Annotated in this window: 12 protein-coding genes; 2 read left to right on the top strand and 10 right to left on the bottom strand. The window is 67.1% G+C overall.

Annotated elements, in window-relative coordinates:
• Positions 1 to 261 precede the first annotated feature (261 nt).
• Positions 262 to 4,083, top strand: coding sequence for a Mur ligase family protein (locus MHZ35_RS08990; RefSeq protein WP_239435291.1), 3,822 nt, complete (start codon positions 262 to 264; stop codon positions 4,081 to 4,083).
• On the opposite strand, the gene MHZ35_RS08985 is transcribed toward MHZ35_RS08990, so the two are convergent.
• The 7 genes from MHZ35_RS08985 to MHZ35_RS08955 all read right to left on the bottom strand — a co-directional run bounded on the left by MHZ35_RS08985 (position 4,022) and on the right by MHZ35_RS08955 (position 17,018).
• Positions 4,022 to 5,053, bottom strand: coding sequence for an alpha/beta hydrolase family protein (locus MHZ35_RS08985; protein WP_239435290.1), 1,032 nt, complete (start codon positions 5,051 to 5,053; stop codon positions 4,022 to 4,024). The two genes, MHZ35_RS08990 and MHZ35_RS08985, sit on opposite strands and share 62 nt — an antisense overlap.
• The gene (locus MHZ35_RS08980; protein WP_132883608.1) at positions 5,050 to 6,243 is read right to left on the bottom strand and encodes an HlyD family efflux transporter periplasmic adaptor subunit; all 1,194 of its coding nucleotides are present in this window, start codon (positions 6,241 to 6,243) and stop codon (positions 5,050 to 5,052) included. The genes MHZ35_RS08985 and MHZ35_RS08980 overlap by 4 nt, the downstream gene beginning before the upstream one ends.
• Positions 6,243 to 8,453 (bottom strand): type I secretion system permease/ATPase, encoded by a 2,211-nt coding sequence (locus MHZ35_RS08975; RefSeq protein WP_239435289.1) that lies wholly within the window; start codon positions 8,451 to 8,453, stop codon positions 6,243 to 6,245. The genes MHZ35_RS08980 and MHZ35_RS08975 overlap by 1 nt, the downstream gene beginning before the upstream one ends.
• Positions 8,450 to 9,721 carry a TolC family protein gene (locus tag MHZ35_RS08970; RefSeq protein ID WP_239435288.1) on the bottom strand — a complete coding sequence of 424 codons (1,272 nt, stop codon included), beginning with the start codon at positions 9,719 to 9,721 and terminating at the stop codon, positions 8,450 to 8,452. The genes MHZ35_RS08975 and MHZ35_RS08970 overlap by 4 nt, the downstream gene beginning before the upstream one ends.
• A 130-nt stretch (positions 9,722 to 9,851) precedes the next feature.
• Positions 9,852 to 12,842 carry a BapA/Bap/LapF family large adhesin gene (locus tag MHZ35_RS08965; RefSeq protein ID WP_239435287.1) on the bottom strand — a complete coding sequence of 997 codons (2,991 nt, stop codon included), beginning with the start codon at positions 12,840 to 12,842 and terminating at the stop codon, positions 9,852 to 9,854.
• 252 nt (positions 12,843 to 13,094) lie between these two features.
• Positions 13,095 to 14,891, bottom strand: coding sequence for a PAS domain-containing protein (locus MHZ35_RS08960; RefSeq protein ID WP_239435286.1), 1,797 nt, complete (start codon positions 14,889 to 14,891; stop codon positions 13,095 to 13,097).
• 507 nt (positions 14,892 to 15,398) lie between these two features.
• Positions 15,399 to 17,018 (bottom strand): DUF5597 domain-containing protein, encoded by a 1,620-nt coding sequence (locus MHZ35_RS08955; protein WP_239435285.1) that lies wholly within the window; start codon positions 17,016 to 17,018, stop codon positions 15,399 to 15,401.
• Between the two features lie 253 nt (positions 17,019 to 17,271).
• Between MHZ35_RS08955 and MHZ35_RS08950 the strand changes: the two genes are divergently transcribed.
• Positions 17,272 to 18,876, top strand: coding sequence for an alpha-L-fucosidase (locus tag MHZ35_RS08950; protein ID WP_446741036.1), 1,605 nt, complete (start codon positions 17,272 to 17,274; stop codon positions 18,874 to 18,876).
• A gap of 611 nt (positions 18,877 to 19,487) precedes the next feature.
• Here MHZ35_RS08950 and MHZ35_RS08945 read toward each other — a convergent pair.
• Genes MHZ35_RS08945 through MHZ35_RS08935 form a run of 3 tightly spaced genes read right to left on the bottom strand, consistent with a single transcriptional unit; the run spans position 19,488 to position 26,096 of the window.
• On the bottom strand, positions 19,488 to 22,358 hold the full coding sequence (locus tag MHZ35_RS08945) for a TIM-barrel domain-containing protein (protein WP_239435284.1): 2,871 nt from the start codon (positions 22,356 to 22,358) through the stop codon (positions 19,488 to 19,490).
• Positions 22,321 to 24,123: a DUF5597 domain-containing protein gene (locus MHZ35_RS08940; RefSeq protein ID WP_446741035.1), complete on the bottom strand. Its 1,803-nt coding sequence runs from the start codon at positions 24,121 to 24,123 to the stop codon at positions 22,321 to 22,323. Before MHZ35_RS08940 ends, MHZ35_RS08945 begins: the two co-directional genes overlap by 38 nt.
• Complete coding sequence (locus MHZ35_RS08935; RefSeq protein WP_239435282.1) at positions 24,009 to 26,096, bottom strand: hypothetical protein; 2,088 nt, start codon at positions 26,094 to 26,096, stop codon at positions 24,009 to 24,011. Before MHZ35_RS08935 ends, MHZ35_RS08940 begins: the two co-directional genes overlap by 115 nt.
• Between the last annotated feature and the right edge of the window lie 224 nt (positions 26,097 to 26,320).

Genomic DNA, 26,320 nt, shown 5'->3' with positions numbered 1-26,320 from the left:
GACGCGCTCAACTACCCCGGAGGTTTTTGATTGGCCCGGTCGGGCGCAGCCGAGCTGGTGCCTACCGAGTGCAGGATCTTCGGAGGACCGCCCGCGAAGCTTCTGGGATCAACGTAGGATGCCGCGCCTGCGATGCAACTCGCCGCGATGGCGCACGGCGCCGTCTTAGCATTGCGTAAACCTGCGCTCGCCAAATTCCCTTTTGGATTGCAGGATGTTGGCATGTCGAGCGCGGAAATGATGGCGAGCCTCTTCAGGCTCATGAGCACGAGGACGCCAGCCCAGGGTTTGCCCCCGACGGTCACGCTCTTCGGCGCTTTCAGCTCGGGAGGCAGCAGAGCGCGGGTCCTGACCGCGCGCGGCGAGAGCCTGGAAACGGCGTGGAACCGGCTGGCCGCAGAGATCGAGACGTCTACCGCGGGAGATCCTCCCCGCTGGCTGCGCGTGGAGAGGGTCGACCAGGTCGAACCCACCAGCTGGGCAAAGCTGAAGGCCAGCCTGCGCCAGACCAAGCGCAACTATTTCCGTTATGGCATCGCGCTCGACGCGGAGTTCGAACGTGCCTTCCTGGAGCAGGAACTCAACGCCAACGCCATGCTCTATGGCGGCAACGCCATCGCCCATGCGGTGGTGAACGAGGGCAACTTCACCATCTACGCGCGCCGCAAATACGGGCCTGCGACCCAGATCGACTTTGCGGACGATCAGCCGTTGTTCGTGTTCACGACCCAGGCGGTATTCGCCGACGCGGACGGCACCTGCGTCGTCCTGCACGACAGCGGCCTCGAACGCGGCCGGCGACAGCTCGACCCGCTGACGCCGGAGGACGTGGCGGCACTGGTCCGCAGCGGCGCCGGCCACCTTGCGCGACAGGTCGGTGAGGATGGCCGCTTCGTCTACGGCTATCATCCCTGCTTCGACCGAAAGATAGACGCCTATAACGCGCTGCGCCATGCCAGTTCCACCTACTCGATGATCGAGGCCTGGGAGATGCTGCGCGATCCGCAGCTCGCCGCGGCGATCGAGCGTGCGCTGGACTATCTGGTGCGCGAGCTGGTCCGCCCGGCGCCGCTTGGCGATGGAAGCGAGGCCGCGTTCCTGGTGGACGTGGGCGACGAGATCAAGCTGGGCGGCAGCGCCGTCACGATCCTGGCACTGGCCCGCCATGCGCAGGCGACCGGCTGCCGCGACCATCTGGCGCTGATGGAGCAGTTGGGGCTCGGCATCCGCTCGATGCAGGACCCCGCGACCGGTGCCTTCGCGCATGTGCTGCATTATCCCGACCTGAAGGTCGTCCAGCCGTTCCGCACGATCTACTATGAGGGCGAGGCCGCATTTGCGCTGATGCGCCTTCACCAGCTGACCGGCGACCCGCGCTGGCTGGCGGTGGTGGAGCGCGCCTACGACCACTTCATCGCGGCCGAGCATTGGCGGCACCACGATCACTGGCTCGGCTATTGCACCAACCAGCTGACGCTGGTGCGGCCGGAAGCCCGCTATTTCCAATTCGGCATCCGCAACGTCGCCGGCTACCTCGACTTCGTTCGGGACCGGATCACCACCTTCCCCACGCTGCTCGAACTGATGATGGCGGCGCATGCGATGCTGTCGCGCATCGCCGAGCTTCCGGAGCATCGCCATCTGCTCGCCGAAGTGGATATTGCGCGCTTCAACGAGGCGCTGGAGGCGCGTGCGCGGCACCTGCTGAACGGGCATTTCTGGCCGGAGCTGGCGATGGACTTCGCCCGGCCGGACCGCATCGTCGGGAGCTTCTTCATCCGCCACCAGGGCTTCCGGGTGCGGATCGACGACGTCGAGCATTATCTCTCCGGCCTGGTCGCCTATCACCACTATCGGACGCAGGGTCGGCCGCTGCGTCCGCTCGCAGCGCCCTCAGGTCCGGCGGACCTGTGGGACGCCGATCGCTTGGTCGCGGCGACCGGAGGCAGCTGGGAGGTGCAGCCGCCCGCCGGCTGGTCTGCACGCGGCGTCTGCATCCATCCGCCGACCTACCGCCCCGGCCAGCTGGCGGTGGTCCGCTCAAGGGACACCGGCCGCGGGATCCGCCCGGCCGCGCTTGCCAGCCTGTCGCCGCCGCTGGCCGCAATCGTCACCGATGCGGACCCAGGCGCCTTCCCGCCCCACATGCCGGTGCTGCGCGTCGCCGACACGGGCAATGCCATCCTGGAACTGGGGCGCGCGGCGCGCCAGCGACTGTCGGTCCCCGTGCTCGCCGTCACCGGAAGCGCGGGCAAAACGACGGCGGTGGCAATGCTCGCCCATGCGCTGGAGCCGTTCGGCACGGTCGGGCGCAGCGCCCACAACGCCAATCTGCCGCATGGCGTCGCCTGGAACCTCGCCTCGGTTCCGGCCGACGCCAAGCACGTCGTGCTGGAGCTCGCGGTCGGGCGCATGGCGCACAGCGCGCGGCTGGCGCGGCCGGACGTTGCGATCTTCACCAACATCGCGCCCGCGCATCTGACCAACGGCAGCAGCGTGGCGGACATCGCCCGCACCAAGAGCGCCATCTTCCTCGGCATGGCGCCCGGCGGTATCGCCATCCTCAACCGCGACATGGACCAGTGGGATATCGTACATGCCGCCGCCCAGGCGCGTCGCCTGCGGGTGATCCACTATGGCCGGTCGGACGAATGCGAGCTGCGCCTGCTCTCCTATGACGGGGTAACGCGGGAGGTCGAAGCCGAGGTATTCGGCCGTCGGGTGCGCTTCACGCTGGGCGCGTCGGGCGAGCACATGGCGTTCAACGCGCTGGCGGCCCTGGGCGCGGTGGCGGCACTGGGCCAGCCGATCGAACCGGCGATCGAAGCACTCGCGAGCTTCCGGTCGCTCCCCGGCCGCGGCGAGACGCTGCCACTGGTGATCGACGGCAAGCGGGTGACGCTGATCGATGATGCGTACAACGCCAATCCCGCCTCCATGGCCGCCGCGCTGGCCGATCTCGCCCAGCGTCCGGGCATGCGGCGCATGGCGGTGTTGGGGGAGATGGCCGAACTCGGCGAGGCCGAGGAACCGCTCCATCGCCAGCTCGCCAACGCCGTCGACCCACGGATCGCGCGCGTGCATGCGGTCGGCGCCTTGTGGAACGGCTTCTGGGAGGCGCTTCCGGGCGGGCAGCGTGGCGTGCACGCGGAAAGCCTGGAGGCGCTTCGCGCTGCGGTCCGTGCGGAGCTTCGGGACGGCGACGTGGTGCTGTTCAAGGGATCGAACAGCCGCCGCATTCACGAGCTGGTCGCTTGGCTCAAGGCGGCTGCGAGCAGCGCTCCCCCCACCCCACTGCTGCGGGCGCCGGCACCGCAGACAGCCCCGCCGCAGAGCCTGCTGCTCTACGATCTGGAAGCCGAGCGCATGGTCGTCTCCGAACACGCCGATGCGGCGCACCACCCCGCGGCACTGGCAAAGCTGCTCACTCTCTGCCTCGTCGACGAACGCCGCCGCGAACTCGGCCTCGCGGAGGACGCGCCGATCTTCGTCTCACCCAATGCTGCGAGGGTGGACAGCCGCTGGCGGTTCGAGGCGGGGGAGCGCGTGACGCTCGGCGAGCTGATGGCCGCAACCGCGATCGTCGGGGCGAACGAAGCGGCGCACGCCCTGGCGGAGTGGCATAGCGGATCGGCCGAGGCGTTCACCGCCGAAATGAACGCGCGAGCGCGGGCGATCGGAATGACGGCGAGCCGCTTCGCCTCGCCCAGCGGCCTCGGCCTGGGCCAGGCGATTACCGGTGGCGATGCGATCCGGCTGGGTGCCCATGTGCTCACCCACGCGCCCGCCGTCCATGCGCTCTCGGCCAAGCCGTGGTTCGCGTGGAAGGGGGCAACCTACCCCAACACCAACCGGCTGATCGGCACGGTGGCGGGCGTCGACGGGCTGCGCACGGGTAGTATCGGCGCGCGTGCCCATCACCTGCTGCTGTCGGTGACTGACCGCGATGGCAGGCGCTGGATCGCGGCCGTGCTGGGCGCACCCACCCGCGGTGCCCGCGACGCAGCCGCGCGCGCGCTGCTCAGTTCTGCACTTCCTCCGGCACGGGCGGCAGCGGCGCCATTGCGCGCAACGCCGCGCTGATCGCGGCCGCGTCCTCTCCCCGCGCGTAGAGTGCTGCGCCCGCCTTCAGCGGCTCGGCGAGCAGGTGCCGGGTGCGTCCCTCACCCCGCAGCAGGATGTGGGTGGGGTGCAGCCCGGCGCTGCGCAGCCGCTTCACATAGTGGCGTTGGCTGAGGAATGGCACGACCCGGTCGCCGGGATCCGACAGGACGAAGATGTCGGGCCCCGGCTTCGGGATCCCGCCGACATGGGCAATCGGGTCATAGACCGCGGCCGGGTCCTCGACCGGGCCGCCGTCGGGTCCGCGCCGTTTCTGGTAGGCCCGCATCACCTCTGCCGCCGAAACCAGCCCCGAGCTGATGAACGCGCCCGCGATGTCGCGCCGCCGGTCGAGCAGCGCCGCAACCAGGTGCCCGCCCCCGGAATGCCCCGCAAGGATGAAGCGCGACACCCGGTACCGCGCCTTGATCCGGTCGAGCGCACCGTCGATCAACCGCACCTCGTCCAACCGCCGCCTTGCGCCATGATTGCCCGACGATCCGTAGAGGCCCGGCCGCGCGAGGAAGATCGCGGGCGTGCCGCCGTCGCGAGACCAGCCGGCCATTTCCTGCCGAATGTCGGCCGGAGAGCGCCGCGCATAGCTCCCCGAGATCAATCGGACGCCGCCGCGTCCGCGCAGCAGCACGTCACCCGGCAGGTACACCAGCATCGTGCCGCCGGCGCGCGGGTTGCCGGCCGGATAGGTGCGGATGCACGCACCGCCGCCGCGGACCGAGACCCAATAGGCGTCGGGCACGTCGGTGCAGCGCCGCCTGCTGCTGGTGGACCCGTTCAGCGCCTCGCGCGCGTCGAAGGTCTGGCGACCGCGCGGCACGCGCAGGGCTGCGGGGCGTTGGGCTTCGTTGGGCATCAGCCGCGGCGGCATCGGGGTCTCCAGTTGAGGCGACAGGAACAGGCTCGCCGCCCCCAACCAATGCCCGAGCACGCTCACCGCTCCCGCAACGCCTCCCGCCCCCGGTTGAACGGCTTCACCAGATACTGGAACACCGTCTTGCTGCCGGTGTGGATGTCGGCGGTCGCGACCATCCCTGGCACGATCGGGAAGCGACGACCGGCCTTGTTGACCAGGGCGTCACTGTCAGTGCGAATCAGCACGCGGTAATATTCGACGTCGGGCTTTGCTTCGTCCTTGATGGTGTCGGGCGAGATGGTCGCGACCTTCCCCTTCAACCCGCCGTAGATCGCATAATCATAGGCGGTGATCTTGACGCTGGCGGGTTGGTTCGGATGGATGAAGGCGATGTCGCGCGGCGAGATGCGCGCCTCCACCAGGAGCTTGTCGTCCAGCGGCACGATGTCCATCAACCGGCCGTTGGGCGGAATGACGCCGCCGATGGTCGACACCTCGATGTTCTTGACGATGCCGCGCACCGGCGAGCGCAGCGTCAGGCGGGCAAGCGTGTCCGCACGCCCCTTCACCACCGGCGACAGCGTCGCCACTTCCGCGTTCGCCTTGGCCAGCTCTTCCCGGGCCTGGACGATATACTCGGAGGTGAGGTCGGCCTGCTTCAGTTCCAGGTCGGCAAGCTGCCGCTGCAGCCGCAGCACCTCGACATTGCTGGCCGCGCCTACCGCGATCAGGCGCTGCCCGATCTGCACCTCGTTCGTCAGCAGCGCGATGGAGCGGCGGAGCCACGCGAGCGACTTGTCCAGGCTGCTCCGCCGGGCCTGGTACAGGCGCAGTTCCTTGGCCTTGAGCTCGGGATAGGGATCGAGCTCCGCCGGAAAAATGGGAGCAGTCTGTCCGACCTCCGCTTCCAGCCGTGCGACGCTGGCAAGCGCAGCGCGGTACTTGGCAGCACTTTCCTCGAAGGTGGAGGCACTCTGGGTCGGGTCGAGCTGCGCGAGGATCTGGCCAGGCTGAACGATATCGTCCTGCTTCACCAGCAGCTTTGCGAGGATGCCCCCCTCCAGAGACTGGATCACCTGCTCGCGCGTGGAGGGTACCACCCGCCCTGCCCCGGTCGCCACCTCGTCCAGCCGTGCGAAATACGCCCAGGCGAAGAGTGCGGCCATGCACGCGACAATCACCCAGATCAGTCGGGTCGCGCGGCCAAGCCGCGCACCATCGGCATCGCCGAACACCCAGGCGCCATTCAGGACGTCGGCGCTCGTCGCCATCAGATCCGATCCTTTCGCGCCGGCACCACCTTCGCCGGCGCCCGCGGCGTGCGAAGCCGCTCCAGCACCTCGTCGCGAGGACCGTCAGCGACAATGCGGCCGCCTTCCACCACGATCAGCCGATCGACCAGTTCGAGCGCCCGCGTACGGTGCGTGGCGATCACCACCGTTCGTATCGCACTCCATTCCCGGAAACGCGCGATGAAGTTCCGCTCCGCCGCGTCGTCCATCGATGCGGTGGGTTCGTCCAACAGGATGACGCGAGGATCGCGGATCAGCAGGCGTGCGAGCAGCAGTGCCTGGACCTGCCCGCCGGAGAGGCCGGACCCGCCCTCGAAGATCGGATGCTCCAGCCCTCGCGGCAGGCGCCGGACGAACTCGTCGGCCCCCACGATCGCCAGCACCGAGCGGATATCCTCGTCGGTGGCGTGGGGCGCACCCATGAGCAGGTTGTCGCGAATGGTGCCGTGGAACAGCCGCGCGCGCTGCGACAACAGGCTGATGTCGCGCCGCACGTCCGCGGGATCCACTTGGCCGAGCGCCACGTCGTCGATCAGCACTTCCCCCGAGACGGGCTCCAGGAGACCCGACAGCGCCTGAAGGAGCGTCGATTTACCGGCGCCGTTGCGCCCGAGGATCGCGATCTTCTCGCCAGCCGCGATCTGGAGCCGGCTGACGGTCAGGGCGGCCGGAGACTGCGGGTCGCCGTACCGGAACACTGCATCCCGCACCGTCAGATCGCCGGCGATATGGGGCAGGTGCACGCGGGACTCACGGTCCGGGTGATCGACGGGCAGCGCCATGACCCGGTTGAGGCCCGCGATGCTGGTCCGCGCCTGCTGAAGGCGGCTGAGCACCTGAGTCACCTGCGCAAGCGGCGTCATCATCCGGGAACCGAGCATCGAAGCGCCCACCAGCGCCCCCGTCGTAAGGTCTCCCGCCATGACCAGTGGCGCGCCGAAGAAAATGACTGCCGCATAGACGCCCGTCTGGACGGTTTGCGTCCAGGATACGAGGCGGGCAGTCAGACCCCGCAGCCGCAGCTGCGCCTCTCCCGTGACCGCGTTGAGGTGGTTCCAGTGCTGCTGGAAGCGCTCCTCCGCCTGAAGGGTCTTCATGTCCTCCAGGCCCTGAACCACCTCCACCAGCATGCCGCTGCGGAGCGAAGCTTCGCGAGCAGCCTCGACCGCATAGGCGCGAAGCTTCGGCTGGGCGAGCACGGCGGGAACCACCAGCAACACGAGCGCGACGAGCGGCACCAGCACCAGCGTGCCGCCGATGAACCAGAAGATCACCAGGAACAGGAAGAAGAACGGCAGGTCCGCGATAGCCGCCACGGTCGTGGAGGTCATCAACTCGCGTACCTGATCCAGGTCGCGCAGTTGCGCCGTGAAGCTTCCGGTCGACACCGGCCGCGCGCTGTTGCGGACCCGCAGGGCGTGCCCGAACACCCGGTCCGAGATGCGCAGATCCGCCCGCTTCCCCAGCAGGTCGATGACGCCGGTACGCAGCTGCCGCAGCACGAAATCGAAGCCGATCGCTAGGAGCACCCCGGCGAAGAGAACGTAGAGGGTCGGGAACGACTCCGCGGGAACGACGCGATCGTAGACCTGCATGGAGAACAGGACCCCGGTCAGACCCAGGAGATGTACCAGCAGCGACGCCGCAAGCACCGGCACATAGGCACGGCGCTCCTGGAAGGCCGACTTCCACAACCACTTGGGTTCGAACGGTTCGACATAGGCGTCGATCCGGGCGTCCGACATGCCGCGTGCCGGGCGTGCCAGCACCACCAGTTCCGCAGCCTCCCGGAGCTCGGCAAGCCGCACTGTGACCGGAGGTTCGTCCAGGCCATCCAGCAGGACACTCGCTTCGCCTCCCTCGCCCGCGCTGGTCAACACGCCCACTTGCCCGTTCCGAAGCTGGACGATCATCGGCAAGCGCCAGGGGGACAGCTCCCCTCCCAGCAGCCGCGGCCCCTCGAACTTCACCCGCAGGCCCATGCGGGCGGCCAGGTTCACGATCCGGTCGCGCGGCTCGGTTGCCCCATCCCATGCGGAGAAGAGGCGTGCCGACTGCATCGACTGCGGAAGCCGGAACTGCGTCGCGACCTGCCGCAAGGCAGCCACCCAGCGATCCGTCATCTCCTGCGCGGCGGCTGCCTCTACGACGTCCTCCGACGCGACGCCATGGATCGGCTCGTACTTCATAAGGTCACTCCGCGGACCCGCATGCCGTTCAGCGCGAAGCGATCGCGCGACTGGCCCTTGTTGAACATGCAGTCGAGCCCGAGCCGCCGCAGGTCATGTTGCGCATTCACGCCATCGAACAGCACCTGGTGGAGTTCCTGCTCGGCGTTGAGCAGGTCGATCAGCGTGCGTGTCCCCATCTCCAGATACTGCAGGCGGTAGAGTTTGCCGGTCTCGCGCATCATCGCTTCGCGGATCCCCAGCGAAGCCCGCCGCTGGCGAAGACTGGGGATCTGTTGGCGTGCCTCCGCCAAAGCACGCTCGACGGCGAGGTTGCTGGCCTCCACGGCGGCGGTGGCGGCCCGCAGCGATTGCTCCGCGCCTGCCCGTCGCGCCTTGGAAGCACCTCCCTGGAACAAGCTGCTGGAGAGCGAGAGCCCGAAATTATAGTTGCTCGAGGATGAGATCGGGTCGCGCAGGTCCGCGGCAGCGCCTGCGTCCAGCGACAGCGTCGGCAGGGCGTCGGCACGACTGCGGCGCAGGCGCGCGGTCGCTTCTTCCCGGCGCGCACTCGCCTCCTGGATGGTCGGCACCTGGGTCCAGTTTGGGTCGGGCCCCTCGCACATCTGGTCGAGCCAAGCGGGCGCCTCGGACCGGACGGCCGTGACGGGTGCTTTGCTGCCGATCAGGTAGCTGAGAACGCCACGCCACCGTTCCAGCTGGCCGCGGATCTCCAGCACGGAGACGCGGGCGGCCTCCACCCGCGCCTCCGCCTGTACCGCGTCCGACCGGGTGCTGGCGCCGTTGCGGGTCCGGTGCTGTACCAGCGTGTTGATAGCCAGCACGCTTTCGAGCTGGGCGTCCGCGACCGCGAGCAGCGCCTCATGCCGCTGGATCTCGACGACCACCTGGGCGGTATCGCGAACCAGGCTGTCCACTGCCAGCAACATCTGAGCGCGGCTGATGTCCACCCCCGCACGCGCCGCCGCCACGTCGCTGGAGACCTTCCCGAAGTCGACGATCATCTGGGAGACGGAGATCTGCGGGCGCGGAAGCCAGGCCGTGTTGCGCAAGCGGTTGTCGTACTGCGTGCCGACGCCGCCACGGATCGTCGGGTAATAGCCCGCACGTGCGACGCGAACCTCCGCCTCGTCTGCGCCGATCCTCGCCACCGCCTCCTCGATCGAGGGGTTCCATTCGACTGCGCGGCGGACGGCCATCTCCAGCGAGAGCGCGCCCAGCGGCTCGAACCCCGGGGGTGCCGGTGGTCCGATACCAGACGCGGGCACTCCCTCTTGCGCGTAGGCCAAAGGGAACGTCCCGCCCCCGATCATCGCGAAGCCAACTGCCGCGGCAAGCCACCGCCGGCAGCGCGATGGCTGTCGGCGGCGGGGATTGCTTACCTGCGATGCCCCTTGATCAGACGTGAGACGCGGCATTCGCCCACGGATCGTGCAAGGGGCTCTCGACCAGGATGACGGGTTCTATCTCGACGGCCACTTCCGTCTCGACATGAGGACCGTCCGCAGCGTCCGGAGTTGCCGACGGGCCGGTCTCCTGATCCGCCACAGGCTCGACCTCCAACACGTCCTCGAACGCCGGCAGGGTGATCCCGTCCGCATCCGGGCCGACGAGCACCGGCTGCGCGTCCGCGCCCTCAGCATAGCCATCCAGGTGGTCCAACCCGGCCAGGACGACGGTGTCCCCGTCGAGCGCCGGCAGGGTGGCATCCTGCATGGCCGGATCCTCCGCCGGAAGCGGCATTCCTGCCGGGTCCAACGGTAGCCTGGCTTCGTGCCCCTCGTCGGTGGAAAGGGACAGCGCGGCGAGCCCATCCAGCGCCGTCACCTCGACATCCAGGTCCAGCAGCGCGACTTCGTCCGGCTGGACAGTGTCCGCCACCAGTACTCCGCCCGTGGCCTCCCCGATCGTGATCACCAGTTCGGCCGTGATCGTCTCGCCGTTGGGATGCACGAGCTGATAAGTGAACCGGTCGGTCTGGTCGATGCCGGCATCATCCACGAGCGGGGTGTAGGTGAAATCCCCGTCTGCCTCGATGAGCAGCACGCCGTGGTCGCCGACGACACGCTGGCCGCCGTATCCCGGTGCCACGAAGTCGCCCTCGGCCCGCTCGATCCGCAGGATGGTGTTCTGCGACCCCAGCACATCGCTGCCCGCGCCTTCGTCTCCGGTGAGCACATTGCCGCTCGTCGCCACGACGCCCGTGGCCTCCAACTCGCCCGGATAGGTCGTCACGCGCGTGGCAGTGCCCGTGACGTTCGTCCCCAGGCCCAGGCCATCGACCGACACGCGTACCCGGTAGTTCCCGGGCCCGAGGTCCTCGGCTTCCGCCCGGATGCCGCCGCCGGTGAGGCCGAGCAACTCGATCGGCGAACCGCCGGTCGCACTCCGCACGTCCACCCACTGCGTGCCGTCCAGGCGCTGAAGCACGAAGGTCGTCGCACCGAGCAGGCTCGCACCCGAATTCGAGACCACGTCGAGGGTGAAGTCCTCGGTCGTGTTGGGTGCGACGTCGAACCGGTACGTGTCGGATACCCTCCCCAACGTGATGAGCCCGGTGATTTCGATCGCGTCGGAAACCGTTTGGGGATCACCGACCCGCGGCCCCAGCACGATGCCGGCCTCGGCCGTGTCACCGACTGCCACCACCGCCGTGCCGGGCGCTTCGAAGTCCGTCGCGTCCCAGATGATGTCCGCGTCCGGGCTGTCGAGGCGGACATTCAGCGTCGCTTGTGACGGACCGTCCGGCCCGAGCAGCTGGTAGCTGAAGCTGTCGACCTGGCCGATGGCACTCGCCTCCACGTCCGCATTCGGCGTATAGGTGAAGCTGCCGTCGGGATTGATCACCAGCGTCCCGAATTCACCCGTGACCTCCGTGGGTTCCGTGACGGAGACATAGACGCCCTCGTCGAGCACCTGCAGCACTGCTCCGTCGTTCGGGCCGCGCTCGTCCGCAGGTCCGGCTTCCGACGCGTCGAACACGTTGCCGGTGATCGCCAGAGCGGACACGACCTCGAAGTTCGTCAGGCTGGTGTCCTCCAGACCCGCCTGGAGATTGATCGTGGTGCCCACGCCCAGCGTACCGCCGCCCCCATAGGTGAGGCGGTAGTTGCCGGCCTGCAGATCGTCGGCAGTGACGGTGAAGCCGCGTCCTGCAACGGTAAGCAGATCGAGCAGCCCGCCTTGCGAGGCGTCCCCAATCCGCACCCAACCGGCATCCGTCTGCACTTCCAGCACCGCCGTCGCGTTGGGCAGCACCCCGGCCAGGCCGCCGACCGTAATCTCGAAGGTCGCATCGGTCACCGCACCTGACGGCACCTCGAACACGAAGGTATCGGAGAAGGTGCCCACGTTCAGCAGCACGGATGTGCTGTCGGAAGCGGTACGCGTCGTAACGGCCGCCGCGATGTCGATCTCCGCCGTGACGATGTCGTCGTAAGCGACGACGTCGGCGTCGGCATCGGCGTCGGCGTCCGCATCCGCGTCAGCATCAGCATCCGCGTCGGCGTCAGCATCAGCGTCGGCGTCGGCGTCGGCGTCGGCGTCCGCATCCGCATCAGCATCAGCATCAGCATCAGCATCAGCATCAGCATCAGCATCCGCATCCGCATCCGCATCCGCATCAGCATCCGCATCAGCGTCCGCGTCCGCATCCGCATCGGCGTCGGCGTCGGCATCAGCGTCGGCGTCCGCATCAGCATCAGCATCAGCGTCCGCGTCGGCATCAGCGTCCGCGTCCGCGTCGGCATCAGCGTCCGCATCGGCGTCAGCGTCGGCATCAGCGTCGGCGTCCGCATCAGCGTCCGCATCGGCGTCCGCATCCGCGTCGGCGTCAGCGTCAGCGTCTGCGTCTGCGTCTGCGTCGGCGTCGGCGTCGGCGTCGGCGTCCGCATCAGCGTCCGCATCAGCGTCGGCGTCAGCGTCCGCATCCGCATCGGAGTCCTCGGACTCGTCGCCCGTGATCGCGCCGCCGACCAGGCCGCCTGCGAAACCGGCAGCGATGCCCGCGAGCGGGCCGGCGAAGGCGCCGAGGCCGCTGGCCGCGCCGGCACCGACCGCGCCGCCGACCAACTGGTCGCCTGCGGCGACTTCGATGAAGCTGAATTCGGTGCTGCCTACCGGCGCGCGCGCGAGCCAAACGCGGCCGTCGCTGCCCTGCAGCAGCAGGTCCTTGGGCGTGCTATCCGCGCCCGGCGTGTAGAAATTCTCGACCCGCGCGGCGCCTCCGTCCTGCAGGCGGACCACCAGCGCGTCGCCCTCGCGCGCGAAGCCCGTGACCTCGGCGGGCGTATAGGGGAGCTTTACGACGTCCGTCGTTCCCGGAGTGAAGTTGGTCGTGCCAGCAGGGGTGGCATCGGCAGCGACATTGTCACTCGTCTGTGGGCTCACGGCGCATCATCTCCCTCTTGGTCCCGGAAGTCTCGCCATCCGACGGTCTCCGGCCACGTCCTTCGACGGCTCACGCCGCCTGCGGAGACGACGCCCTGTCTTGCCCGAACTTGCGTTCGGGAAAGTCGCGTCTCCGGACATCTATGTATTTGAGGGAAAAGGCCGATCCTATTGGACCAAGCCCCTAAGTGACTACGTAGAACCGCACGCCGGCATTTACTTTCTGGAAACCAGTTTCACCTGCCTGGCCGCTCAGGCCAGGCCGGCCGAAGCGGCCAGCGCCATCGCCTCGGACATGGTCCCCACCTGCAGCTTGTCCTTGATGTTGGCCCGATGCACCTCGATGGTGCGGGGGCTGAGCCCGAGTTCCTTGGCGATCAGCTTGCTGCTCAACCCGGTGAGCAGCCGGCTGAGTACCTCTCGCTCGCGCGGCGACAATGCAGCGAGCCGCTCGCGGGCGGACTGTGCGCCGGGAGCGCTGGCTTCCTCCCGCTCGGTCACGGCGTGAAGCGCCTCCCGCACCGCCCGCAGGAGTTGCTCCTCCCCGCCCCCGGTTCCGGGCAGCACATCGAACGCGCCCATCTTCATCAGGGAGCGGACCTCCTGAGCATTGCCGTGCTCGGGCGTGAGGGCGATGATCCGGAACGACCGACGGCGGTTCCCCAAGGCGCCCAGTATCCGCCCCAGGCTGTTGGGAGCGCTGGGAACGCTGAACAAGATGCAGCCCGCCTGAAGAGCAGTGGCGATCTTCACGAACTGCTCGATCGTCTCGAACGTGCGAGGCTTGTAGCCGCGCCGCCAGAAACGGCCAGCCAGGCGCGCCTCCTCACCCGGCTCCAGGCCGACCAGATAGATCTGCTGATGGTCTTGCGCATCGATGCGCTCGGCGATGCCTCCGACGCTGCGGATGCCGCCTTCCCGATCGGGTACCGCAAACAGCGTTTCCCGTATCTTGCGGATCTGCCCGTCGCCGCCGACGACGCGATATTCCTCGCAGATCAGCTCCCCTGCCTGCAGGCGCGGCAGGAAATCGATCTGCCGGTCCCGGTCGTCGGGATGGACCGTCCCCAGCCAATCGCTCCAGCTCCGGAGCTGTGAAGCCGTCTGTTCTCCCCAAAGATGCGTGGTGTCGCCGGCGAGATAGTCGATCTGCTGGGTTTCGAGATCGACGATCCAGAGCACCTTGTGGCTGGAATGTGCGAAGGTTTCGAACAACTCTTCCTTGGAGTGGATCGACTCCATGGCGAGATGCCAATCGTGCACATCGGTCGCGGCACTGTACCAGCCCTCGATCTCGCCATCTGCGTCCAGCACGGGTTCGGACCGCACCAGCACCCAGCGATACTGGCCGTCGTTCCGCCGCAGCCGGTGACGGCTTTCGAAGGTCGTGCGCCGGGAGAGCGCCTTTTCGAAGCGCAGGCGGATCGCCTGGACGTCGTCCTGGTGGACGATGGACGGCCAATCGTCTCCGATGGTCGTCGGATCGACGCCGAGGAAGTCGATCATCCGCTGGTTCGCCCACGCAACGTGGTTCGGAACCCGCGTTACCCAGAGCATTTCGGGAACAAGGGCGCTGAACCGCTCGAGTTCCTTCGCCTGATGCACGGCTTCGCGCTCTGCTAGGACGAGCTTGGTCGTCTCCCACGCGGTGACGAGAACGCCGCCCACCTCATCGTTGGCATAGCGCACCGGCGAAACGGAGAAGGTCCACCAGTCCTTTTGTGGGCCGCTGCCCCGATCTAGCTCCAGCGGCAGGTTCTCGTGAAAGCTCGCCTCACCGCGCATCGCTGCGTTGACAATCCCGCTGACCTCGTCCCAGGCCTCCGCCCAGATTTCCCGATAGGGGCGCCCTAGTGCATCGGGCTTCTTGCCCAAGATGACCGTGTAGGCGTCGTTGAAGAAGGTGACGAAGTCGTCGCCCCAGAGCAGGCTTTGCGGAAAGGCAGAGTCGAGGATCAGGCCCAGCGTCGTGGTAAGTTCCAGTGGCCACTGCGGCCGCGGCCCCAATTCGGTCGATGACCAATCCTTTCCGCGGATGCGGGCCGCCATCAGGCTATTGCCGAGCTGCAGTGGGGCCTCCCTGAATCATCATCCGTCTCCCTGTTTTCGACGATGCTCGCAGGCGGCAAGAATATGTCAATATCGGTCGAGGCGTCAGGCGCGTGAACGGGACTTCGAAACCTCAGCTACACCGGGCTGAAATAAGTTAACCGTTTAGGACAATGGAACGTCCGCTCTGCGATCGGAATAGGGTCGACGAGACTGCACCAAAACGGATGGTATACGTTTTACCCGCGATATCGCGCGTGGACGAAATCCCTAGATGCTGCTTTTAATGTAGCTTCGACGTGTCTCACCGCTGGCGAGCACTGTCGCCAATCCGGCCTGCAGCATCGAGTAAGCGCCCCGCCGGGGGCAACGGGACGTGCTCCGGGCGGTATTCGCTGGCACCGCCAGACCGCGGAGCTTGAACGTCGTTCGGTCTAGGCGGACGGCATGACCGGCGCGATCGCCGTCAACGACGAACGCGTCGCCATCCCCTCTTTGCCTGCCGCACTATCGCTTCGGATAGCTGGCAAGCTTCACCCGCAGCAATTGCGGAGCGGCGGTGAAGTTCAGCCCCCAATCCGCCTGATCGCCGTTCCACACGCGCTCGAATACCCATCGGCCATGCTCGTCATAATGGCCTTGCTCGATGCGGTCGTAGATCAGATTGGCGGCGCGCTTGTCCGCCAGATCAAAGTCGACCCGCGCACGAAAGCCCGTGACCAGATATTCGTTCGACGCGAGTTCGGCGATCGCGACGCCGCCGGAAGGATCGGGATTGCCCTTGGGCGGTGCCATGCCAAAGTCGGGGCGACCGAAGGTGGCGGTGGCGACATATTTGCCGAGCTGCATCACCTGCTTGTGCTCGTCGGCCGGGTCATTGGGTTCCGCCGCACCCCAGGTCTTGCCGTCCAAAGCGAGCCTTGCCCACAACCGCGCAATGGGGCGGAACAGGGCAAAATGCGCCGCGAACGGCGCGATGGCCTCGTCGTTCAGCTTGGCCGTCAGCGGCAGCGTGGAGAGATACCGGTTGCCGTCCACGCCGAACGGCGCCCAGCCAATCGCGCCCCGCCCGACCGCCTCGAAGAAGTATCGGGCATACTCCTTGGCGTGGCCGGTCTCCGGCACGAACAGCGGATTGTCCGGCCGGTCATAGGCATCGAGGAACCCCCGATAGGCTTTGTGATCGGGGTTGTAGATGTCGGGCGCCAGCGCATCCAGGTGCGGGGCCGCGGCCTTGTACACGTCGATCACGGTGTTGGCCGGTCCGCCGCTCGCGTAGCTTTTCGGCTCCTGGTAGGTGAACGGATCGCCGGGAAGCGCGGCGTTGACATACATGGGGATCGGCTTGACCGCCTTGCCTGCCGCCGCGACCTGATCGATATAGCGCGCGACGTGCCAAGCGTGGAAATACAGCTCGGCATCGCGGCCGAACACCGTGGCCCAGTCACCCGGCCGCTTCTTCATCTGGCGCAGCAATGCGGCGGGCACGGGTCCGGCGAAGGCGGCGTCCGCTTCGGGCGAGTGGTCGCGCGGCAGGCCATAGGAGCCGGGCTCGTTCTGCACCTGCACCATCACCACCGTATTCTGCGCATCGGCTTCTTTCAGGTGGCGGATGAAGGCGGAAAAGGCACGGCGATCGGCGGCGAGCGTCTCGCGCCCGAACGGCGACAGGGCATAGTGGTTGGTGCCGTCCGGCGCGCGCATCCGGGGGAAGCGCTTGTTGTCCAGCTTCACCCAAGCCGGCGTATACTGGGGGTTGGTGTTCTTCCACGTACCGAACCACAGCAGGACGAGGCGCAGGTTCCGCTCGCGTGCCTGTGCCAGCAACAGATCGAGATAGGAGAAGTCGAACACCCCCTCCTTGGCCTCGACCTGCTCCCAGGCGATCGGAACCTCTACCGTGTTGACGTGCAGCGCTTCCATGGTCGGCCAGACCTTCGCCATCGCGAAAGGCCACGCACTGGAGTTGTTCACCTGCGCGCCAAGGATCAGAAAGGGTGCGCCGTCGACGATCAACGCGTGGCGGCCGTCCCGGGTGACGATCCGCGGCACCGCGGTCTCCTGCGCCGCCGCCACCGGTGTCGAAAGCGTCGCTGCGGCTGCGATAGCCGTTCCGATGATCCTCATGCCCCTCCCCTTTTCGTGCTGCCTCGCGACAACCGACGCGGCAAGAAGCCGCCGCCAGACGACCGCTGAGAACACGCGCCTGCGGTGCAGCAGCATCTTGATAGCGCTATCGCCTTGTCCATCGCGCGTCCATACGCCAGGAACAGGAACGGCGGAGCAGTCCCGGCGCATTACTCAGGCGACGGCGTGCCGCGGTGAACGATCTTGCGGAACGCCGGTCCTTGCCGGCGCTCTCGAGGCGGGGGAGGACGAAGTGACCGAAGGACCATCGCGGCGTACCGTGATCGCTGCCGCGTTGGCGGCCCCTGCCCTGATCGCCGCGCGGGGCGAGCGGGTGCAACCGAACTGGCCGTCGCTGGTGCAGCATTACCGGTACCCCGAGTGGTTCCGCGACGCGAAGTTCGGCATCTGGTCGCACTGGGGGCCGCAGGCGGTACCCGAGCAGGGCGATTGGTACGGGCGGTTCCTGTACATGCAGGGCCATCCGATGGCCGACTTCCACCGCAAGACCTATGGCCATCCGGCCGAGTTCGGGATGAAGGACCTGTTCCCGCGCTGGACCGCCGCAGCTTGGGAGCCGGAGGCGCTGATGCAGCGCTTCGTCCGGGCGGGGGCCAAGTATTTCGTGTCGCTCGCCTGCCATCACGACAACCTGGACTGTTTCGACAGCAGCCACCACGCGTGGAATGCGACCGCGATCGGGCCGAAGCGCGACGTGGTCGGCATCTGGGAACGTGCGGCGCGGCGGGCCGGGCTGCGCTTCGGCGTCTCAAACCACATCTCGCACGCATGGCACTGGTACCAGCCGGCCTATGGCTATGATCCGGTCGGCCCGCGCAAGGGCGAGCGCTATGACGCGTACCGGCTGACCAAGGCCGACGGCCGCGGGCAATGGTGGGACGGGCTGGACCCGCAGGAGCTCTACACCGGGCGCCATATGGTGGCACCCGACGGGATCGACAGCATCGCTGCGATGAACGCCTGGCACGACCAGCACGACGGCCAGTGGATCGAGACGGCACCCCCGCACGACCGCCGCTTCGTGCGGCAATGGCTGCTGCGCCAGCAGGAGCTGATCGAGAAGTATCGCCCGGACCTGTGCTATTTCGACAATTACGAGCTGCCGTTCGGCCAGACCGGGCTCGAGGCGGCGGCGCACTACTACAACCGCTCGATCGAGTGGCACGGCAACATCGACGTGGTGCTCACCGCCAAGCAGTTGAAGCCCTATGCCCGGTTCGGCGTGGTGCAGGATGTCGAGCGCGGCTTTTCCGACCGGTTGTGGGACGAGCCGTGGCAGACCGACACGTGCATCGGGGACTGGTTCTACAACCGCAGCCGCTTCACCGACAAAAGCTACAAGAGCGCCGAGGACGTGGTGCAGCGGCTGGCCGACGTCGTGTCGAAGAACGGCAACCTGCTGCTTTCCGTGCCGCAGCGCGGGGACGGCAGCATCGACGCGGAGGAGGAGCGGATCCTCGACGATCTCGCCGGCTGGATGGCGGTGAACGGCGAGGCGATCTTCGGCTCGCGGCCATGGCGCGTGTATGGCGAAGGCCCGACGCGGCTTAGCGCAGGCATGCAGAACGAAGGCGCGTTCAAGGGCTTCGACGAGCGGGACGTGCGGTTCACGGTGAACAAGGGTGCGCTGTACGTGCTGTTCCTGAAGCGACCGACGCGGCCGGTAACGATTGCGGCGCTCGGACGCGGGCGGTGGAACGGACGGGTTGCGCGGGCAACGCTGCTGGGCGGTGGGCGCGTCGAGGTTACGCAGCGGGCGGACGGGCTGGCGCTCACTGTGCCGCGGGGCGACGGGTTCGTACCGGTGGTCAAGCTGGAGGGTTTCGGATTGGTTTGAGGTGGCGCGAGTCCTTCCACAAAGGGAAGTTTGAGTGCAGCGGCAATCCCACCCGCCCCACCGCGGAGGCAGAAATCCATATGCTCAACGTTCGCCTCCATCACGACGTCCGGAGCTTATAGCTCTCCGCCTGCGCGGGATAACGACATGGCGGCTTCCGCCCAGATCCTGACATTCACTGGTCGGAATGCGGCCCCTAATTGCGGTTGTTCAGCAATGCGGTATCTTTGGTCGAGTGACCAGCAAGGCAGACATCACGGCTCGGGCCGCAGCGGTCGGATACACTCTCGTTATCGCCGCGATGGTAGTGTTTAGGTTCGCGTTTTTTGGATTTGATCTCGGAGGTGACGTCGGCGGATTCATCGTGTTCGCGCTGCTAGCGCTATCTCCGATACCCGTCTGCATTCTCTGTTTTCGAAGAGATTAGCCGACGTTCCGCTTTCCACCCACTTGTGGACATTCCGCTCCTCCCCAGTTCTGCTGAGGAGGGGAACCTAGCGTAGCATGTTGGAGGGGAGGCCGCGGCGTGGCGCTCGTGGCTCTGCCCCTCCACCACCGCCTATGGCGGCGGTCCCCTCCCCATCAAAGATGGGGAGGATTGGGTTGCCGGGTTACTTCCGCGGGATCGTAAGGGCGCGGCCGGTATACGTCACCTGCGCGTCATACGCGTCGGCATCGGTCACCGGCTTGCCTTCGCTCACCCACCGAATGCGGATCGCGCGGCTGGCGGGCATACCGGTCCAGCCCTTCCCTTCGCGTGCGCCGAGCGTCACCGCGCCGGTGCGCTCGTCGTAGCGGATCGGGATGCGGCTGAACGCGCCTTGCTTGTAGGCGGTGCTGGTGCCGTCGTCCTCGTAGAGCGAGAAGCTGCCGTCGGCGCCCGTATACACCGTGATCGTCAGCGGTGCGCTGCGATCCTGATCAGTATATTGCATCACCGGCCCCATCGGCACGATCGCACCGGCACGGACGAACAGCGGCATGCGCTCCGCCGGCGCCGCAACGGTCGCCGTCTGCCCGCCGCGATAGGTCTGGCCCGAAGAGAAATCGTACCAGATGCCCGTGCCGGGGAAATACACCTGCCGGCTGCGCGCCTTGTATTCGACGACGGGCGCGACCAGGAACGCGTCCCCGAAGAGATACTCGTCGGCGAGATCCCGCGCGACCTTGTCCTGCGGGAAGTCGGCTGCGAGCGCCCGCATGATGCTGCCGTCCTTCATGTAGGTGTCGGCGCCCACCGTGTAGATATACGGCATCAGGCGGTAGCGAAGCTGGTCGTACCAGACCATCGACTGCCGCATCGGCGAGCCTTCCGGGCTGATCTCGTAGATCTCGCGATACGGAAATTCGCCATGGCTGCGGAACAGCGGACTGAACGCGCCGAACTGGAACCAGCGCAGGTTGAGTTCACGCCATTCGTCGAGATCCGCCGGCTTCGGCGTCTTGGTGGCGTAGCGATCCTCCAGCGCGAAGCCGCCGATGTCGTGAGTCCAGTTGGGGATGCCCGACATGGAGGCGTTCACGCCAGCGGAGATCTGCGCCTTCAGGTCGTACCAGCGGCTGGCGATATCGCCCGACCAGATCGCCGAGCTGTAGCGCTGCAAGCCGCCGAAGCCCGAGCGGGTGAGCAGGAACGGGCGCACGTCCGGCTTGAACGAGGTCCAGCCGTCGTAGAACGCCTTTGCGTTGATCAGCGGGAAGCTGTTGAAATACTGCGTCGCCGGTCCGATCGCGTTCGGCCCCATCGTCTTGATGCGCTCTTCGATCGAGAGGTTCGAGTGCATGTCGGGCTCGCTGGCATCCGCCCACCAGGCGTCGGTGCCGAGCTTCGCCAGCCGTTCCTCGATCTGCTTCCAGAAGAGGCGGCGACCTTCCGGCGAATAGGGATCGTAGAAGGTGCTGGCATAGCCGGGGCCGACCCAGTCCTTGTTCCCCATCTCCAGGTTGCCCTTGTACACCGCACCGGCGGCCTCAAGCTCCTTGTAGGTATCGGTGGTCGGATAGAATTTCGGCCAGACCGAGATCATGAAGCGCGCGTGGTCGGCGTGCACCGTGTCGATCATCTTCTTCGGATCGGCGAAGCGCGTCGCATCGAAGCGATGGCTGCCCCAATCGTCGTCGCGCCAATAGCGCCAGTCGAGCACGATGTTGTCGAGCGGGATCTTGAGCTCGCGGTACTTGGCGACGACGCCGGTCACCTCGTCCTGCGTGTCGTACCGCTGGCGCGACTGCCAGAAGCCGTACGCCCACTTGGGCATCATCTCGGACTTGCCGGTCAGCTGGCGATAGCCGGCGATCGCGCCGTCGATGCTGCCGCCGGGGATGAACCAATAGTTCTTGGCCTGCCCCACTTCGCTGGTGAACCAGATCGAGTTGCGGTCCTCGGCGGGAAGCGGGTCGCTGTGCAGCAGCGCCATGTAGCCGGCGTTGGGCTCCCATTCGATGCGGACGTTGGCGGCCTTGCCGGCGGTCATCGGCACGTCGAAATTGGCGTACCAGGGGTTCCAGTTCTGCCGCCAGCGGTTCAGCACTTCCTTGCCGTCGACGAAGACCTTGAAATAGCTCGATCCATAGAGCTGGAAGCGGTGGGTGCCGGTGCTGGTCGGCATCACGTCGCCGGTCCAGATCACCGTCTGCTTCTGCACCGCGTTGCCCGCGGTATTCTGCCCGCCGGTCGCCGCCTCGGTCTTTGCCTTGGCCGCCTCGGGCCAGTTCGCCTGGTCGCGGATGTACTGGTAGTTGATCGTCGCTTCCTGGCGGGTCACCACCGGCTTGCCGTCCAGGAAATACTCGGCCTTCCAGCCCGGCTTGCCGCCGGACGAGACCTTCATCCCCTCGCCCACGAACCGGTAGGGCTTGGGATTGCCGAAGCGGGTGATGGAGTTGTTGTCCCACAACAGGCCGTAGCCCTTGGTGGACACCATGAACGGCACGCCGATGTCCATGTTGTGCTGCGCGAGTTCGACGTCCTCGCCCAGATTGTCCATGTAGGCATTCTGGTGCTGGCCGAGGCCGTAGACACCCTCGTCGGTGCCGCGGTTGAACTGCTGCGACACGGTGACGAACGGCTTGCCGTCCGCAGTGGTGCGGGCGAAGGTGGTGGCGCCCGCCTCGTTCAGCAGCACGTTGCCGGCCGCGTCGAGGAAGCGCACCTCGCCGGTCGCGAGCGCGACCTGCGCCGTCGACTTGGCGGCCGCGAGGGTGACGTAGCCCCCCTGCTCCTGCACCGTGAACTTGCCGGCGGCGGGCGGATTGGGCGCCATCAGGCTGGGTACCAGCGGGCCGCTCGCCATGTCGCGCGGCGTGGCGACGACGTGGATGATGCCATCGCCATGCACCGTCACCTCGACACGCGCGGACGGGCCGGACGCCGGTGTCACCGCGACGCCGCCGGCGATCTTCTGGAACGCGCCGCTCTGCGCGAGCGCGGGCGAGGCGATAGCGCTACCGACCAACAGCGCCGAGACGAAAACCTTGTTCATAATCATAGCTATCTGCATCCCCTCTGGCCGCGCATTCAGCGCGGCGGCCCGTCGTGATCTTCAATACCTGCGGCCGGTCGATCAGGTTGATTCCATAATCGGTCTGGTCGCCGTTCCACACCCGCTTCATCACCCACTTGCCCTCGGCGAAACTGCCTTCCTCGATCCGCAGCACCATGGCGCCAGGCGTCTCCGGCTCGAAGCGGACGCGGACGTGATCGCCCACCAGCAGGAATTCGGTGTCGGACATCTGTGCCACCGCAAGGCCGCCGATCGGCTGCGAGGCCCAGGGTGCCGGCTCGGACTTCAACCAGGTCCACTCCTTGTTGCCGAACTGCCACTCGCCCCAACTGCCGGTGATCTTCCAGCCGCCCAGGACGGTGGAAACAGCGGCGCCGTCGTCGGGCTTGGCCGCGCCCCAGGTCGGGCGGGTAGCGGCAATCCGGGCCCAGTCGCGCATGATCGAACCCACCGCCTTGTACGGCAAGGCGAAGGCGTCGAGCGTCTCCTTGTCGAGCCGGTCGGAGCCGAGCGGGTAGTTGAAGTAACCGGTGTCGTCCATGCCGAAGGGCCCAAAGCCGATCCCGCCGAGGCCGATCGTCGGGTAGAAGAAGCGGGCGAACTCCTTCCCGTTGCCGATCTCCGGCACCATCAGCGCATTGTCGGGGCGCGCGTACTTGTCGAGATACTGGACGATGTTCTCGCTCTTGCGGTCGTAGATGTCGGGCGCCTGGAAATCGATCGCCGGGGCGGCGGCCTTCCAGATGTCGAGCACGTCCTGCTGCGGCCCGCCGCTCGCCACACCATCCGGGTCGGGCACGTTCGACGGCCCCGCGAGCGATGCGTTCACGTACATTGGCAGCGGCTTCACCTTCTTGCCCGCCACCGCCATCGCATTGACGTAGGAAGCGACATACCAGGTGTTGAAGGCGCGATCCGCCTGGGCGCCGAAAGCCTGCGACCAGGTCCCGGACTTTCCGGTTTTACGGGCAAGTGCGGCAGGGATCTGCTGCGCGAACAGGCGGTTGCCGGTGGGACCGAAGTCGCGCGGGTTGCGGTAGCTGCCCGTCTCATTCTGTGGCTGGACCAGAATGACGGTGTTTTGCTGGTCGTGATCCCGCAGATATTCCATGACCTTGACGAAGGCGCGGGTGTCCAGCGCCAAAGTCTGTTCGCCATGGGCGCTGAGCACGCCATGATCCTTGCCGTCGCGCGTCTTCATGCGCGGGAAGCGGCCGGGGTTCAGCTTCACCCAGTCCGGGGTGTAGGCGTAGCTGGTGTTCTTCCAGGTGCCGAACCAGAGCAGAACGATGCGCTTGTCGTGCGCGCGTGCCTGGTCGAGCAGCACCTGCAGGAAAGAGAGGTCGAACTGCCCCTCGATCGGTTCGACCTGCTGCCAGGCGATGGGGATCTCGAGCGTGTTGGCGTTGATCCGGTCGAGCGTCGGCCACACCTCGGCAAGCATGGCAGGGTAGTTGCTGGAGTTGTTGGCCTGCGCCGCGAGCATCAGATAGGGCGCGCCGTCGACAATAAAGGCGTGACGCCCGTTGCGGGTCTCCAGTCGCGGCAACTCGGTGGCCGGTCCGGCCTGTGCGGCTGCGCTGGTGGCACTCGCGAGCGCGATCAGCGCCGTGCCTAGTTTGAAAACGTTCACTTCACCCCCTCTTTCGGATCGCCGTACAGGATCCCGCGTCCGTCCGTCGCCAAATAGACCCGGCCGAACTGCCGCGGGTCGCCGCTCACCATGCGCAGGCGCAGGCCCCATTGATGCGCATCGTCGTTGATACGTTGCCACCCCGCCCCGCCGTCGAGCGAGCGGAACACGCCTTTCGTGGTCCCGAGCTGGCCGATGGCGTAGAGCGCGGGCCATTTGGCGCCAGGCGCACCCTTGCCGAGGCCGTAGCGCGAAATGGCGATGCCGGTGGTGGCGCGTTCCCAACGCCCGCCGAAGTCGGTCGAGCGGTAGAGGTCGCTATCAACCAGCAGCCACAAGGCACCTGCCCGGCCCGGCGTCGCGACCAGCGGGTTGGCCGCCTCGCGCCCGATCGCGCGGGCGCCGGACAGATCGGCGGGAAGACCGATGCTCGCGGCGGGCTTGAAAGTGGCGCCGCCATCGTCGCTGCGCACCAGATGGTTCGCGGCGAAATCGAGGGCATAGAAACGGCGGGGATCGGCCTTGTCCGCGGTCACGCGGACGCGCGCCGGCAGGCCCTGGACCGCCAGCCATGTCTTGCCGCGGTCACGGGTCAGGATGGGTCGGCTAGTCTCCACCACGAAGGTGCGGCCGTCAGCCGAGACGGTGATCGCGGCGTTGCCGGTGCGTTCGGGCGGTGGCGCGCCATCGGCGGCTTCGCTTGGCGGAACGCGCAGCGGCTGCCAGTTCGTCCCGCCATCGCCCGACCACGCGAGCGAGGTATCCGGCACCACCGGCTTGTGCGTGTTGCCGCTGCGCACCAGCACCGCCGGCGCCTTGCCGGCGTAATCGAGCGAGTTGGTGTTGGTGAGGAACGGATTGAGGTGGACCCGCGGCGGTGAGAGGGTGAGGTCGTCGTGGCGAAAACCACCGAGATCGCCGAAGCCGGAGACGAGGTGCGCGCCGCCCGTGGGGCTGACGAGGGTGATAACCGCAGTCTGCTCGATCCCCCTGGTCCAGGGCGCCCAGCGCATGCTGCCGGCTTGGTTGAAGCCGTTGGTCGCGTACATCGTCGCGCCGGTGACATACGCCGCGTGGTTCGCATCGAACGGGTCGATCGCGAGCCCGGCGATCCAGTGACCGAAGTCGGCCTTCTTGTCGAAGTCGAGGAATGGCGTGGCGGACACGTCGCGCGTGCTGGTGCCCGAGAGTTCCTGCCACGTGCGCCCGGCATCCGCCGAGCGCCAAACCGTATCGCCACCCTGATAGCGGTTCACCGTGGCGACCGCGATGATGTTCGGATCGCTCGCCGCGACCGCCACGCCCATGTAGCCGCCGGGCACGGCCGCCGCCCCCTTAAGCGGCGTCACGTCGTGCCAGGCTTTCTTGGCCGGATCGTACCGCCAGACTTCGCCGCGCTTGATCCCGTTGGGCCCGATATAGTCACAATAGGTGATGGTGAGGACGCCATCGCGGCCGATCGCCGCCTTCACCGGCAGGAGATCAGGGGACGGTCCCCCCGCGACCGCGTGCCAGCCGTTCCCGCCGTCGTCCGATCGGAACAGGTGCTGCGCGCCTGGGTCTGCGCTTGCCACATAGATGCGGCCGCGCTTGGCGCGATCGAACAGAACGAAGGAAAGGCCGCCGTGGGTCGTGCGCGGGCGAGCGGGCTTGCCGAGGCCCGGGAGCGGGAAGCTCCCTACCTTCTGCCAGGTCGCCGCCGAATCGTCGCTGCGCCACAGGCCGTCGTGGCGCGAGCCGAAGAACAGGGTGGCGGGCGCGTTCGGATCGATCGCGAGCCGTTCGCCCATGCCGCGGCCGTCCTCGTTGCCCCCCATCGCGAACGGTACCGCCGTCTTGCGCCAACTGACGCCGCGATCGGCGGAGCGAAAGATCGCCGCCGGCATCCGGGCGCTCATGCCTGCCGCCATGTAGACGACGTCCGGGTCCACCGGATCGGAAGCGATGCTCTCGATGCCCATGTAGCTGGGCTCGCTTTCGTCGTCCTGCAGCGGCAGCCAGCGCGCCTTGGCCGCATCCCAGCGATAGGCGCCGCCCATGTCCGTGCGCAGGTAAGCGAGCCCGCGCTCGACGGTGCTGAACACGATCCCGGGCGCAAAACCCCCGCCACCGACCGTGACGTTGCGCCACTCGTACGGAGAGGACTGGGAAGCAGCGGGCCGAGCGCTTACGTGGACACCAGCGCACAGGGCGAGCGCGACCATGGCTGTTTGCATCAAGTGCATACGCGCCATCATCCCCCGCCTTCCCCACTTGATTGTTCTTAGGCTCTTGCTGCCCTTGCTGCTGTCTATGGCATGCCGGATAT

This window comes from Sphingomonas sp. ACRSK (assembly GCF_022346685.1).
Taxonomy (GTDB): Bacteria; Pseudomonadota; Alphaproteobacteria; order Sphingomonadales; family Sphingomonadaceae; genus Sphingomonas; species Sphingomonas molluscorum.
This window is presented reverse-complemented; position numbering and strand designations above follow the sequence as displayed.

What these genes read in the sequence shown, in the direction of transcription:
- MHZ35_RS08990 (WP_239435291.1), top strand. Translation starts at nt 262, where the DNA reads ATGAGCACGAGGACGCCAGCCCAGGGTTTGCCCCCGACGGTCACGCTC.
- MHZ35_RS08980 (WP_132883608.1), bottom strand. Translation starts at nt 6,243, where the DNA reads ATGGCGACGAGCGCCGACGTCCTGAATGGCGCCTGGGTGTTCGGCGAT.
- MHZ35_RS08975 (WP_239435289.1), bottom strand. Translation starts at nt 8,453, where the DNA reads ATGAAGTACGAGCCGATCCATGGCGTCGCGTCGGAGGACGTCGTAGAG.
- MHZ35_RS08960 (WP_239435286.1), bottom strand. Translation starts at nt 14,891, where the DNA reads ATGGCGGCCCGCATCCGCGGAAAGGATTGGTCATCGACCGAATTGGGG.
- MHZ35_RS08955 (WP_239435285.1), bottom strand. Translation starts at nt 17,018, where the DNA reads ATGAGGATCATCGGAACGGCTATCGCAGCCGCAGCGACGCTTTCGACA.
- MHZ35_RS08945 (WP_239435284.1), bottom strand. Translation starts at nt 22,358, where the DNA reads ATGAACAAGGTTTTCGTCTCGGCGCTGTTGGTCGGTAGCGCTATCGCC.
- MHZ35_RS08940 (WP_446741035.1), bottom strand. Translation starts at nt 24,123, where the DNA reads ATGGGGCCTGCGCCTGCGCATGGTGAGCGGCGACCCGCGGCAGTTCGG.